The sequence below is a fragment of the Weissella cibaria genome, from assembly GCF_004521965.1.
GTDB lineage: Bacteria > Bacillota > Bacilli > Lactobacillales > Lactobacillaceae > Weissella > Weissella cibaria_A.
Window position 1 is genome coordinate 13,299 of record NZ_SDGK01000088.1, and the last position, 13,938, is coordinate 27,236.

The 13,938-nt window shown below is 43.9% G+C and carries 14 protein-coding genes, 1 other RNA gene and 1 pseudogene; 14 read left to right on the plus strand and 2 right to left on the minus strand.

Features of this window, described 5'->3' with window-relative positions; genetic code table 11:
- Positions 1 to 131 precede the first annotated feature (131 nt).
- The 10 genes and pseudogenes from rlmD (at position 132) to EST42_RS11640 (ending at position 8,144) form a co-directional block, all read left to right on the plus strand.
- Positions 132 to 1,622 (plus strand): 23S rRNA (uracil(1939)-C(5))-methyltransferase RlmD, encoded by a 1,491-nt coding sequence (rlmD, locus tag EST42_RS09535; protein WP_134645201.1) that lies wholly within the window; start codon positions 132 to 134, stop codon positions 1,620 to 1,622.
- Between the two features lie 365 nt (positions 1,623 to 1,987).
- Positions 1,988 to 3,697 (plus strand): glycosyltransferase family protein, encoded by a 1,710-nt coding sequence (locus EST42_RS09540; RefSeq protein WP_134645202.1) that lies wholly within the window; start codon positions 1,988 to 1,990, stop codon positions 3,695 to 3,697.
- Positions 3,698 to 3,805: 108 nt separating this feature from the next.
- Positions 3,806 to 4,087 carry an EamA family transporter gene (locus EST42_RS09545; RefSeq protein WP_245150469.1) on the plus strand — a complete coding sequence of 94 codons (282 nt, stop codon included), beginning with the start codon at positions 3,806 to 3,808 and terminating at the stop codon, positions 4,085 to 4,087.
- Between the two features lie 32 nt (positions 4,088 to 4,119).
- Entirely contained in the window at positions 4,120 to 4,512 is a 393-nt protein-coding gene (locus tag EST42_RS09550; RefSeq protein WP_134645203.1) for a BMP family ABC transporter substrate-binding protein, read from the plus strand.
- Between the two features lie 151 nt (positions 4,513 to 4,663).
- Entirely contained in the window at positions 4,664 to 5,797 is a 1,134-nt protein-coding gene (locus tag EST42_RS09555) for a lipase family protein (RefSeq protein ID WP_134645204.1), read from the plus strand.
- The gene (locus tag EST42_RS09560; protein ID WP_134645205.1) at positions 5,790 to 6,410 is read left to right on the plus strand and encodes a DedA family protein; all 621 of its coding nucleotides are present in this window, start codon (positions 5,790 to 5,792) and stop codon (positions 6,408 to 6,410) included. The genes EST42_RS09555 and EST42_RS09560 overlap by 8 nt, the downstream gene beginning before the upstream one ends.
- A gap of 59 nt (positions 6,411 to 6,469) precedes the next feature.
- Positions 6,470 to 6,961 (plus strand): NUDIX domain-containing protein, encoded by a 492-nt coding sequence (locus tag EST42_RS09565; protein ID WP_134645206.1) that lies wholly within the window; start codon positions 6,470 to 6,472, stop codon positions 6,959 to 6,961.
- 176 nt (positions 6,962 to 7,137) lie between these two features.
- Positions 7,138 to 7,293 (plus strand): hypothetical protein, encoded by a 156-nt coding sequence (locus EST42_RS10655; RefSeq protein WP_167711232.1) that lies wholly within the window; start codon positions 7,138 to 7,140, stop codon positions 7,291 to 7,293.
- Between the two features lie 119 nt (positions 7,294 to 7,412).
- Positions 7,413 to 7,997: pseudogene (locus EST42_RS09570) on the plus strand (IS3 family transposase); the annotation flags it as partial.
- A gap of 6 nt (positions 7,998 to 8,003) precedes the next feature.
- Entirely contained in the window at positions 8,004 to 8,144 is a 141-nt protein-coding gene (locus EST42_RS11640; protein ID WP_134645247.1) for an IS3 family transposase, read from the plus strand.
- Positions 8,145 to 8,207: 63 nt separating this feature from the next.
- On the opposite strand, the gene EST42_RS09580 is transcribed toward EST42_RS11640, so the two are convergent.
- Together EST42_RS09580 and recU are read right to left on the minus strand one after the other, a co-directional pair.
- Positions 8,208 to 10,553: a PBP1A family penicillin-binding protein gene (locus tag EST42_RS09580; protein WP_134645208.1), complete on the minus strand. Its 2,346-nt coding sequence runs from the start codon at positions 10,551 to 10,553 to the stop codon at positions 8,208 to 8,210.
- An 18-nt stretch (positions 10,554 to 10,571) separates the two neighbouring features.
- On the minus strand, positions 10,572 to 11,174 hold the full coding sequence (recU, locus tag EST42_RS09585) for a Holliday junction resolvase RecU (protein WP_134645209.1): 603 nt from the start codon (positions 11,172 to 11,174) through the stop codon (positions 10,572 to 10,574).
- Positions 11,175 to 11,274: 100 nt separating this feature from the next.
- On the opposite strand from recU, the gene EST42_RS09590 reads away from it, so the two are divergent.
- The 4 genes from EST42_RS09590 to EST42_RS09605 all read left to right on the plus strand — a co-directional run bounded on the left by EST42_RS09590 (position 11,275) and on the right by EST42_RS09605 (position 13,935).
- Positions 11,275 to 11,838, plus strand: a complete 564-nt coding sequence (locus EST42_RS09590; protein WP_134645210.1) for an SLOG family protein — start codon at positions 11,275 to 11,277, stop codon at positions 11,836 to 11,838.
- A gap of 92 nt (positions 11,839 to 11,930) precedes the next feature.
- Positions 11,931 to 12,311: a cell division regulator GpsB gene (gpsB, locus tag EST42_RS09595; RefSeq protein ID WP_134645211.1), complete on the plus strand. Its 381-nt coding sequence runs from the start codon at positions 11,931 to 11,933 to the stop codon at positions 12,309 to 12,311.
- A gap of 24 nt (positions 12,312 to 12,335) precedes the next feature.
- Positions 12,336 to 12,706, plus strand: an RNA gene (gene rnpB / locus EST42_RS09600) — RNase P RNA component class B.
- Between the two features lie 98 nt (positions 12,707 to 12,804).
- Complete coding sequence (locus tag EST42_RS09605) at positions 12,805 to 13,935, plus strand: THUMP domain-containing class I SAM-dependent RNA methyltransferase (protein ID WP_134645212.1); 1,131 nt, start codon at positions 12,805 to 12,807, stop codon at positions 13,933 to 13,935.
- Positions 13,936 to 13,938 lie beyond the last annotated feature (3 nt).

Genomic DNA, 13,938 nt, shown 5'->3' on the forward strand with positions numbered 1-13,938 from the left:
AAAATCAACTATTAACAGTAGACCTAAAGCTTACCGTTGGTCGATCGTGGGGCTGGGTCAATTCACTTCCGACATGTTAGAATAGTACTTATCATTTAGAAAGAGTAGACGGTAAGTCTTTGTAGAACGAAATGGCTGAAGAAAAGAAACGCCGTCCTTACCAAGGTAAGCCTGGTAAAGGTGGCAACAAGCAAAATCGCGGTAAGTTTGTTCCACGTGGAACACGTGGGCCGCGTCGTGATAATCGCAATCAACAAAACGTTGAAGTAAATGTTGGTGATAAGCTATTGATTACCATTAAGCGTTTGGGAATCAATGGTGAAGGAATCGGATATTATAAGCGTAAGATTACCTTTATTCCAGGGGCTTTACCTGATGAAGTGGTCGATGTGGTTGTGACGAATGTGACGGAAAAGTTCATCGAAGCGCGCATTCGTAAAATTAAGCAACGATCACCACAACGTGTTGAACCTGTTGATAATCAAGAAGTTGGTGGCTTTGAATTAGAGCACTTGGCTTACGATGGTCAACTCGAGTTTAAGCGGGACATCATTCGTCAGGCATTGGAAAAGTACAAGCCTGAAGGATACGAGCAATTTGATTTACGCCCAACTATTGGGATGGATGAGCCAGACGGGTACCGGAATAAAGCCCAGTTCCCGGTTCGTGAAGTAAATGGTCAATTGGTGGTTGGCATGTATAAGCGCAACTCACACGACTTAGTGGACTTGCCCAAGGTATCAACGCAACACCCAGCGACGCTTAAGGTTGTACGTAAGGTGCGTGATATTTTGGCTGATATGGAGATGCCAATTTACAACGAACGCAAGAACTCAGGTATTGTTAAAACGTTGATTGCCCGTGTATCTGAGACAACTGGTGATGTTCAATTAACAATCGTAACGAATGGCAAGTATTTGCCAAGTGCTGATGAATTGATTGCCCGTATAAATCAAGAGTTGCCAGAGGTGGTATCTGTCCACCAAAACATCAATTCGGATAAGACATCTCTTGTTTGGGGCGAGGATACGAAGTTGTTGTGGGGTAGTGAATACATTACGGAGACGATTAACGGTAAGACGTTTAAATTGTCACCTCGTGCGTTTTTGCAATTGAACCCACGCCAAACGCAACGTTTGTATAATGAAGCAATTTCAGCATTGGACTTAACGCAAGCCGATAAGTTGATCGACGCCTATTCAGGTGTCGGCACGATTGGTATCACACTAGCCGATCACGCTGGTGAAGTTCGTGGGATGGACACAGTGCCAGAAGCCATCGATGATGCCAATGAGAATGCTTTGGATAATGGCGTTAAGAATGCAGCGTACTACACAGGTGCGGCGGAAGAATTGATTCCACGTTGGGCAAATGAAGGCTGGGTCGCGGATGCATTGGTCGTCGACCCACCACGTACCGGCTTGGATGAAGAATTGCGTTTGACGATTTTGGACACGCAACCAGATAAGTTTGTGTATGTGTCATGTAATGCTGCAACGTTGGCCCGTGATTTGGTTGACTTGACGCGCGTTTATAACGTTGAATACATTCAATCAATTGATATGTTCCCACAAACTGCTCGTTGGGAAGGTATTGTGAAGTTTACAAAGAAGACGAAGTAATTTAGAGAGACCAAGACAGAAATCATTGTCTTGGTCTCTCTTTAAGTTAACGTAAAGTTAGTGTTATTACTTCTTTAAGGTTCGCGCCGTATGATTAATTATGTTGAAAGGGAGGATAACTTCTAATCAACAGCACCCATACAAACAACTACTCATATTCCGCTCGAATAACTAATTCGAGCAACCTAACTCCTATAAGATCGTCGTTTGCCCAAACGACTTGATCCGAGAAACCCGTCAGAAGCCCATCTGACGGGTTTTTTGTTTGCGATAAAAAAAAACATTACGATATATTCGCATATTTGTCGGAATAATTTGGTATATATAAAGTAAGGTAAAACATTAAAATTGGCTGGAGGTGCATGATGCAACGTTTTCGAGCGCAATGCTTTGCGGGGTTGTTCATATTCTTAGCGGCGTTGGGACTGGTTTTGCCATTACTGTTGTCTAATCGACCTGTCGTTGGCATTGATGCGTTATTTCACTTTAATCGCTTCTATGATGTTGCTGAGCAATTAAAACATGGGCAGTTTAGTTATTTTATGGCCGAGTATGGGTATCAACAATCCGGCAGAATTGTGACACCGTTGTATGGACCGTGGCTATCCTATCTCATGGGAGCATTGTTGGTTCTATTACCCAATTGGTTTTGGTTTGAAGTTGTGACGGATGTGGTGGTGTTAGTCATTGCGGGGTTCGGCATTTATCGGCTGGTTCGGTATTTGGATGCGACCCGCTACGCCAGCTTGCTAAGTGCAATTGTTTATATGGCATTACCGTTAACAACGGAGTGGCAAAACAGCCAAGCGTTCTCAGCAATCGGGGCGGCACTCTTACCTTACGTTATCTATTACGGCATCGCCTTTATGAAACAACCAACAACGTTTTCATGGATTGGGTTAGCTGTATCGTTAGCAGTAATAACCCAATCACATTTATTTACATCCTTACTAGCCGCATTGGTCTTGGCAATTTTTTTCGTGATTAGCATCATGAAAAAACCGTGGTCGGTTATTCGGCAATTGCTAGTTCGCCTGGTATGCGCAATCGGGTTATATGCAGTATTGAGTGCCAATGTAATGGTTGGCATGCTTGATGTGATGGGAACAAATCGGATTTTGACGCCGTTTACGCCGGCTGATATTGGTCAAAAGGGGATGCATGTTGCCTTTGATCGCTTGCCAAGTCTACGTAATTACAGTGTGCTGGCTTTGTGGGTGGTGGTTATTTTTATCGGGAGCACGTTGTTTTATCAAAAATTACAACGTGAATATCGCGTGATGCTAGTGCTGGCGGCGTTATTCTTTGTCTTATCGTTGGCAGAATTCCCCTGGCATGCCGTTCAGCAATTAATGCCCACCATTGTAAATACGATGCAATTTCCATCACGCTTAGCGGTGGTCAGTAATTTAGCGCTGGTGGTTTTGTTAGCACGATTACTATCGATGGTCGTGATTACGAGTCGCATTCGGCGCAGCACAAAAATCGGGATTGCGATTGTTGTGGTCCTTGTTCCCGTTGCAATCTCAAGCAGCATGCTTGCTAAGAATGCACATCGCTTGCATACCACGCAACTAGTTAAAAATACGAAGCATGTCCAATTCAACCCAAACAAAACACCAATGCAAATTGCGTCCGATTGGCGCTATGGACCATTGGTGGCTGGCTTGCAAGATATTCAGAAAGCAACACCGGACTATGTTGTTAATCACGGGCTTCGTGCCAGTGATAATGCATATGATCGCTATATGCAGGAAATTATCAATAATCCGATTAACGCAAAGGTCAAACAGGCGTCGGGCCGGATGACGTTGACGTGGCGGGCAATAACAACACATAAGGCGACGTTGCCGGTGATTATTTACAAACATTCGCAAGTTATGCTGAATGGAAAGCGATTAGTGCAACCAACGCAATCGCGAATCGGTGCACTACGTGTTGTACCACGCATGGGTCAGAATGAAATCCAGGTTAGTTATCGGCCGGCTGGTTATGTTTGGCCACTCATTTGGTTGAGCATAAATGGGTGGTTGACTATCGGTGTTGTTATTATTGGCAGGTCGTTTAAACGATAGATGAGAAAGACAGGTTAATTGGTAGCTTTAATGTGCTAATTAACCTGTCTTTTTTAGTGCTATACTGGCAAGATTAGCCTTTATTTTAATAAGTTAGGCGATGGGTGTGTGAGTAAGAAGTGGTATGTCGGCATGGCTGCAGGCGGTGACCTATTTTGGGGGATTAACGGAATTCTTTCAAATATCCTGTTTGAAAGAATCAGCGTATCACTAGATTGGCTAACGACGGCACGGTTATTTATTTCAGGTATCTTGTTATTAATTTATTCATTGCTACGACGTCAGAATATTTTTAAAATTTGGCGGAGTCCCAAGGATGCCGGTATCTTGTTGTCGTTTAGTCTAATTGGTATTTATTTTGCGCAATCTAATTTTGTTCGGATGCTCTAGTATGGTAATGCGGCGGTGGCAACCGTGTTGCAGTGTATGGCGCCGGCATTATTGTTATCTTTACGGCAGCCAAGGATAACAATGTGACGGTTGATGCTGATGCCAAGCAAAAAGTTTGGGTAATCGGTGTTGATGTGGACCAATCTGATATGGGTGATTATACGGCCAAGAATGGTGAGAAGAGTAACTTCACCTTGACGTCATCGGTTAAGGGTGTTGGAACTGGTTTGGCAACGATTGCAGACAAGGCTAAGGCCGGCAACTTCCCAGGTGGTAAGCATATTGTCTTGGGATTGAAGCAAAATGGTGTTTCAATCGTGACCAAGAACTTGAATACGCAAGAAAAGGATGCCGTTGCGTCAGCTAAAGCGGAAATCGTCGCTGTGATGTTGAGGTACCAACGGCACCGGCAAAGTAATTATTAAAGAAGCGTGATATAAAAGGTGTTTTGGGGCTAAGACAGAGATTACTGTCTTAGCCTTTTTTCTACTGACAACATAGTTAATGGCGGTGACGTTTAACGTCCTTAATGTATAATGACCACAGAGAGACAAAAAAATTCGGAGGTGAGATGGCATGGTGGCATTAACATTTACAACAAGTCATAACGGTAATGCGACTCCTAGCGCACGTGAGCTAGATGTTCCGTATACTGATGACTTGTTTCGACAAGATAGTAAACAATATCAACATGATTTAGCGCGGGTTAGTGTCGTGATAGCTGGTTCAACGTATACCAAGGACAGCCAACCGGTAGGGACCGGCTATGCAGCGGCAAATCTACAAAAGTTAGGCTTTACAACGAGCGACTTTAACTATGGCATTGCAGATGATCCGAATAACGTGGCCTTCACGTTAGGCGTTAAGCGATTGCCCGACATGAATCTGTTCGCTGCGATTATTCGAGGGACGCCCCAAAGTGCTGAATGGTCTGGTGATTTCATGATTGGTGATGATGCGCCAGGCATGAATAACATGATTTTCATCGGCCAAAAAGTGGCAGCCCAATTACGTGAGTTTATGCTAACAGAAGGCAATCCGGAACAGCAAAACGTGTTCTGGGTCACAGGGCATTCGCGTGGCGGTAGTGCGACAGAGGTTGTCGGTAAATTGTTGGTTGATGCGGGCGAGACGGCAGTATATGCATACGCGTTTGCGCCAACGACAACTTACAAACAGGTCGCAAATGAGGATTATGCGGACGCGTACCCACAGGTGCATGCCATTATTAATCCACTTGATGTCGCACCAACTTTTCCGTTGGAAGCGTGGGGCTTTACCCATATTGGGCAACAACATATCTTGCCTCTGTCAGCTTATGACGCGGTTCGAACAGAATTCGAGCGCATTAATGGTCGGCCATTTGGTGGCGACTTAGTTGAAGATGAGGCGAAGTTGGAACGGGGCCAACAGTTGTATTATGCTTTGGCGCCAAGTGTCCACGATTTTTATCACGCCGAGACGCCATGGTGGGACGGCGGTACAATGACACCTTATCAATGGGTGCAAGATTTGATGCTAGGCGCCCAAGGGTTAGAAATCCCAGCCCGGACGGCGAATGTCATGGCCTATGTTAAGACACATCCTGTGTATGCAAAGTTGTTCCAACACATGGCGAATGATGGCACTAATGGGTATGAGCACACCATCACAACATACATTAGCTTTATGACCGTGTTGCCAGATGATTGGACTGTAACGGATGATTGAGCTAACAGATGTGCTCGTAATTATTCGTAATCCAGTGATCTTTATAAAGCCGATTATGATGAACCCTTGGTTGGTCTACCCCGTTTTATGGGCAATTGTTGGTTTTGAAAGTTACTTTGTCCTGTTTGCATGGCTTCCTGCAGAAACGACCATGTTTTTGGCGGGGAGTTTAGCGACTCATCAAGAAATCCCAATCCAATTATGGTGGTTATGGTTAGGCTATTTGCCAGTGGTCTATCTGGGCTGGCACTTTAAATTCCGACGTGGATTAGCTCATAATACACGCAATCGTCGTATGGATGATACAGTTGATTTTTTTAATCAGCATGCCAAATTAGCCATGTTATTTGGACGATATATTCCAGTCCTGGGTATTTTTATTCCATTAATTGCTGGTGAAAGTCGATATAATCAAGCGACTTTTCAACGTGACAATATGATTGGCACCTTAATTTGGGTGCTTGGATCAACGCTAATTGGGTATTATCTGGGGTCAATTCCATTTTTTCAGCAGCATTTTAGTGTCCTAATTGCTGGGATTATTGTTGTGCCGGCTGGTATTTATTACGTCGTCACTTATTTGAATAGCTTATTTCATCATCTCCGACGTTAAGGGCTTGTTATTTTGCCAGGTCGTGGTTAAATAACTAGTAATAAGGGGGATGATTGATTATGGCAAAACAGAATTATATTGCACGCATGCGGGCCAAAGTTGGTCATGAAGGCATGATTTTCAACACCGTTTTTGGTGTATTATGGTCTGCAGATCGGAGCGCTATCTTATTAGAAAAACGGTCTGATATTCAAAAAGGATGGGGCTTCCCAGGTGGTTACGTGGAGTATGGCGAGACACCGCAACAGGCCATTGTGCGTGAATTCAAGGAAGAGACGGGACTAACGGTGCAAGTGAAACGCTTGATTGGTGTTTCTTCAGAAATTGTTGCTGAAAATCGATGGGGTGATGCCCAAGAAACGTTGGCGATGGGGTTTGAAGTGACTTTAGTGGCTGGCGAAATGCAGGAAGACGGGGACGAAACCTTGCATGTGCAGTATGTGCCGGTTAACCCAGAACCGTTGATGTTTGTGTCCCAAGCACAAAAAACGGTTCATCAAGTGATTAATGATAATGAGCAATCAGACGCGGTTTGGTTGCGTGAAGATTAGAAAAAAAGCGACGTGTGGTGTACCCCGAAAGTTAAAGTAACTTTCGGGGTTTTCTTTATGACTAGAATTTCAAAACAAACAAAATTTAAAGCTATCCAAGAATATTTTCTAGGAGTCGACAGCAAAAGGTCGATAGCGAGACGTTATTGTCTATTCAAAAAGGACGAAAACCTAAGATGCCAAATAAGAAGCCCAAGTCAGTTAAAAAATTAACGGAGCAAGGAAATCGACTTTCTCAACTCGAAGATGAAGTTCTTCGACTAAAGATTGAAAATGAAGCGTTAAAATTATTAGCCTCGATTCAGCAACGAACCGACAACTCGCAGAAGTAGCTTGCCGACTCGAGGCACAATTTAAACTGGTAGATAAACTAAAGGTTCTTCCAATCGCAGAAAGTACGGTGCATTACTGGAAACGAAAGTTTTAAAAAGACGATCCCGATGAGCCGCTTAGAGTGGCCATCAGGTCAATTTGGGAAGCCGATAATCACTATGGTGTGCGTCGAGTTTATTTAGAGTTACGAAAGCAACCTGAGTTCGCAGAGGTAAATCATAAGAAAGTTCAACGGCTCATGCATGAGATGGGATTAAAAGGCGTTGGATATAACAAACAATCGCACAAGTATGATTCATCTAAGGGGCTTGAAGGAAAGCGCGTGAAGAATAAGATTCACCGTCGTTTCAAGACTGATCGACCACTGCAAAAACTATCCAGCGACGTTACGGAATTCAAAATTCCAGCCACTGGAGAAAAAGTATATTTAGAACCAATTCTTGATATGTACAATAACGAGATTCTTACACATTCAATTAGTACCCGTCCGATTCTTGCGTTCATCTTACAACCGCTTAATCAGCTCGTAGAGCAACTGCGAAAACTTACTTATCGAACAACCATTCACACTGATCAAGGCTGGCAATATCGTCACAGAGCATGGCGTAAGAAGCTAAAGCAAAACCGCATCATCCAAAGCATATCGCGTCGTGCGACCGCTCTAGATGATGCGATTATGGAAAGTTTCTTTAATAAGTTGTAGGTTGAAATCGGCCCATGGAACAATTATTCATCAGCAAAAGAGTTGATTGATGTAATTAACAGTTGGATACTGTATTACAACAACACACGAATTCAAGCAAAATTAAACAGCCACTCACCGGTGGAATACCGACAAATGGCCGCTTAATCAGCTAAAATATTTTACTTTAACTTTTTGGGTACACCGCAATTTCCAAAGGGCTTTTTTTCATTATCTTGCACTTTCTCGCGTTTCAGGTGCGTTACTACTTGAAGCAGGCTGTGTTGATGACGCACTTGAACTTGGTGCATTCGAACTGCTACTTGCGGGTTGTGATTCGCTACGAGAAGCACTTGATTCAACTTGTGAAGATGAGGTGCTTCGTTCTTCAGCACTTTCAGTACTTGACTCGCTCGAAGAAGTGGGCGTCTTACTTGCGGGTTGTTCAGTAGAACTTTCAACTGGTGCAACTGATTGTTGAACAGTTTGTTGTTCGCGTTGGACGGTTGGTGTGCGAGTTGTTGAAACAGCGCCTGTACCACCAATTGTCTTTTCGTTGGCCACATCAGCACCAACTACTTGGTATTCCTTGATACCATTGACCGTTACTTCACGGACAGTATCTGGCATCGTCCAATCAGAGCCATCATCACCACCCGACATAACGTAATCCATCAAGGCTTTGTAAGCGTGAAGGGCAACATATTGTTCTTCACCCTCAGCCAAGTAGTGGCCAGGCTCGTCTGGTTGATCATATCCTGTCCAAACCGAAATCGCAGCTGACTTGGTAAAGCCGGTGAACCAGGTATCATGGGCTGCACCATCAGGGACATCAGCACCATCTGCATAACCAACAACACCAGTCTTACCGGCTTGGCTATAGGCATTCGTATTGATCATCTTGGCATACGAGTCGGTAATAACTGACTTCATCATGTTTGTTAACATGAATGCCGTTGATGACTTCATCGCTGTTGATCCCTCAGCCTTGTAGTTTTTCACAACGCCACTTTGTTCAGTGACCTTCGAAATGTATTGCGGCTTATAATAAGTACCACCATTGGCAAACGCTGCATAAGCGGTAGCCAATTGTTCTGAAGATACGTCGATTCCAATGGCACTTGAACCAACCAACTTATCCGCTGGAATATCAATTCCTAGCTTCTTTAAGAATTCACTTGACTTAGTATAGCCAACTTCTTGTAAGGTACGGATAGCTGGTAAGTTACGCGATTGCGCCAAGGCGTAACGCATGGTCATTGATCCCATGAACTTGTGATCCCAGTCATTCGGCTGAATATTTGTGCCAGGGTAGGTGTACGGCGTATCTAGAACCAGGTGATTCGTTGACCAGCCTAGATTTTCTACAGCCGGACCATAATCAACAATTGGCTTAGCATTTGATCCAGATGACCGTACTGTATTTGTTGCGTGGTTTATACCCTGTAAGGTCTTTAAGTTGCGACCACCAAGTTGGGCAATAACTTTACCACTATTTGGATCAGTTACTGTCATACCGACTTGCATATCATCATCTTTCCAGTTGACATAGTCGGCTGTGTTACCAATGGCGTACGCACGATCCTGTACTTTTTGGTTCAAATTCGTTTGAACTGTCAAACCATCTTTGTTCACGTCGTAGCCGAGCTTCTTAATTTCAGCCAACGTTGACATGATGTACGCATCATCAACCTTTGACTCTTCATCTTGCGTTGAGCTAGATGGGTGGGTCGTCATCAAACCATCTGTCACAGACAATGCCACATACTTCTTGGCTTGAGCTTGCGTAATCACGTTGTTTTGCGCCATTGCTTTCAAGACTTCATCGCGACGGGCCTTGGCACCCTTTGGATTGACGTAAGGGTCATAACCAGAAGGGGATTGTGGTAATCCTGCCAACAAGGCCATTTGTGGCGTTGATAAGTTCTTTAAATCCTTACCGAAATAATATTCAGCGGCAGTTTTCATACCATAAACGCCGTTACCCATATAAACTTTGTTCATATAAAGCGTTAAAATTTGATTTTTTGAATATTCTTTTTCTAGCTTCAACGCTAACCAAGCTTCTTGGGCCTTACGTTTAATTGTTTGATCACTCGCAGCCGTTGAGAAAGCCGTCAATTTAATCAATTGTTGCGTTAATGTTGAACCACCTTGTAGGCCAAGTGACGACCCGGTAAAGTTGGCAAATGCTGCCCCTAAAATCCGTCGGGGATCCACACCGTGGTGTTTATAGAAGCGTCGATCTTCAATTGAGACTACTGCCATGCGCATTTCTTTGGGAATCTCTGATTGTTTAGCCATCTCGCGCTTGCTACCTGTTGTGTAGAAAACGTTACTGTCTGCATCAAGTAGTTGCGTCTGAGATGTGCCAACTAAGGCAGAGTTGGTGATTTTTGGAGCAGATGAAGCGTAGTAAGTGAATACGCCTGCGCCACCCAATGCACCAACTACGCCCAATGTTGCGAGCGTTAGGATAGTATATTTTGCATACCGCTTGACCTTTGAACTAGTTTTCTTGGGCTGTTTGCGGGATGTCTGAGCATTACGTTGCACACGGGACATCTCTTCTGTCATAACGAAAGTTCTCCTTACTTAGTTACGTTGATTAAGCAGTTCATCAACAGCGACAAGGTAAGGGGTGGTGGGGTTAATTCCCAACGGCACCTGCGCACCTTGCGCGATAATGACATCATATGGTATTGATTTGCGCGCCGTCTCTTGCGCGTCCCAGTAGTCAAATAACAGCTGAGCCCAAATTACGTACGTCTCACGCAATGTTGTAAATCGAATAATCATAAAGGCCAAGCCTTCTGAAGCGACCACCTGCTTTAAATGCTTAATCTGATGTTCATGGACGTTTTTCAATGGAAAAGATCGTTTATTCGTTGTTTCTTTTGCATCGAAATCAATATAACGGCCGTGATAAACACCATTATAATCAGTTGTTGAAGCCTGGCGAAAGTAAGCTTCAGTAATCTTGGCAGCCGAACGAGCAGGGTAGCTCACGTTTACGATTTGAATCGGCGTCGGTTTCTTATGAATAACCGCCTGACCGGAGACTAAATAAAACTGATTAGCATCATTTAAATCACCTTCAAGCGACATACCACGATTACTTTGCGAACTTGATTTTGCCACCGGCTTCGCAAACGCACTTGCGTCAAAGCGGCGTCCATTTGGATAATTAAAAGCCATTTCGTACTCCTGCGTCTTAAGGTATCCTTAGCATTATACCAAAACAAGCAAGATACTAACAATAGGACTAAAACGAAACATAAATATATGGAGGTACATCATGGATCGCATTTGGATGACTGGTTTTCGCAGTTATGAGCTAGGGGTAAATGGGACCAAAGACCCTAAGCTAGCTGTGATTAAATTTGCTATTGAACGATTATTACGGACGAGTATTGAAGACGGAGCCGACTGGCTGATTACTGGCGGTCAAATGGGTATCGAACAATGGGCTATTGAAGTCGCACTTGACTTGCAAGCGACAGATTATCCCGAGTTTCAAATTGCATTAGTGACGCCGTTTGCCAAATTTGGGGCACATTGGAACGAAAACAACCAAGAAAAGTTGAACCATCTAAAAAGTCGCGTCAATTTTAGTAATACTGTTCACCAAGGTGATTTCGGTGGACGAACACAAATGCTGGCTTATCAGCGGTTCATGCTAACCCACACTGATAAAGGGATTATTTTCTTTGACGAAGAAGCAACTGAATCAAAAGCTCGTTATGATGACACCGCCATGCGCGAGTACGCTGAAAACTTTGATTATCCGGTTACCCGCATTGATCTAGATCGGCTACAAGACTATGCAGCTGAATATCAAGACTTACAATGGAATAACTGATAAGTTGTTAAGAAATCTTTATAAACTGGTTTTGTCATGACGCCTAAAAACTGGTAAACTAGACTTATGAACTAAACGGAGGAGTCCAAGTGATGGAAAATGTTCTACACAACCGCGAAGAAATCCTGAATAAGGAATTTAAGAAGACACGTATCGGTGCCGGATATGACATGACAGATGTTGATGCCTTTTTGGACGAAATTATGACGGATTACCAAGCGTTCCAAAACAACATTAATGAGTTGTCGACGCAAAACGACAAGTTAAAGGCACAAGTTGCAGAACTAACGAAACAAGTTAGCGCTTCAGCTACGGCACCTAAGGCTACACCAGCTGCGCCAACGGCAAACACAAATATGGATATCTTGAAGCGTTTGTCTAATTTGGAACGTCGCGTCTTTGGTACACCAACGGAACCAGCTGCACCTCTTTTAACTTCTGTTGAAGAAAAGGCTACACAATCAGCCGAATAGGTGTATAATAAGCAAATACGATGTGTTAGTGGGTAATTGCGTGCGGCTTATGTTGCATGAGGAAAGTCCATGCTCGCACTGACTGTGATGTCAGTAGTGTTCGTGCTAGCTGAAAAAATAAGGCTAGGCAGCCGATTTAATCGGTTGACGGCCAATGAAAGACCTACGGGTAACTATGGTTTAGTAGTTGTGAAAGTGCCACAGTGACGAACCGTCGAAGAAATGCGACGGGTGGAACGCGGTAAACCCCTCGAGCGGGCAACCCAAACTTTGGTAGGGGCGCTTGACCTAGCGAATTGAAGCGATGGTCGGGGAGACAGAAATGTCTGAGATAGATGATTGCCACCGGTTATAGACCGCCAATCTTTAATCGGTACAAAACATGGCTTATAGCTGACACATCAGGCAGCCGACGTCCTCGTGGCGTCGGCTTTCTTTTTGCACTAAAACCCTCATTTTGGGGGATACATACAAGAAAATGCAGGTGAAAAATATGCAAAATTTTAAATTGATGGCTACGATGGGCGCTGGACTTGAAGCGCTTGTTGCACGTGAATTGAAGGATATGGGCTACGCGACCCAAACCGAAAATGGGCGTATCTTCTTCCAAGGAACAATGGAAGACATCTATCGCACCAATCTTTGGTTACGTGTCGCTGATCGTATTAAGATCGTCGTAACTGAATTCGATGCAAAGACATTTGATCAATTATTTGAAAAAACAAAGGCCTTCCCTTGGGAAGATTTGTTGCCTTATGATGCAGAATTTCCAGTGAATGGACGTTCGAAAAACTCAATCTTGCACTCAGTGCCAACGGTCCAAGCGATTACAAAGAAAGCCATTGTTAACCGTTTGACTGACGCTTATCACACCCGCGGGTACTTACCTGAAACTGGTAACCGATTTGTGTTAGAAACTGCAGTTGATAAGGATCACGTCATGATCACTTTGGATACGACAGGGGATTCTTTGTTTAAGCGAGGTTACCGTACTGAAAAGGGTGGTGCGCCACTTAAGGAAACTATGGCTGCTGCCTTGGTCAATTTGGCACACTGGTTCACTGATAACCCATTCGTTGACCCAACAACTGGATCTGGAACGATTGCAATCGAGGCGGCTTTGATTGGGCGTAACATCGCGCCTGGACTAAACCGTGAGTTTGATATCACATCATGGGACTGGTTTGATAAAAAAATCGGTGAAACTTTGAAAACACAAGCACGGCAGTTGATTGACTTTGATGCTGAATTAGACATCACTGGTTATGATATTGACGAAAACATGGTTGAAATCGCAAAGGCTAATGCCGAAGCAGCCGGAGTTGGCGAAGATATTGTCTTCAAGCAATTAGCCGCTAAAGACTGGTCAACCGATAAGATTAACGGTGTCCTTGTGGCCAATCCACCATATGGAGAACGTCTGGGTGACGAAGATGCCGCCCGTCAGTTATACAGTGAGATGGGGCACATTTACAACCACATGCCTACCTGGTCAAAGTACATTTTGACATCAGACGAAGGTTTCGAAGAAGCGTTCGGTGCGAAGGCAACTAAAAAGCGTAAGTTGTATAACGGTGCTTTGAAGGTTGATTTGTATCAATACTGGGGTAAGAAGATTCGCTAATCG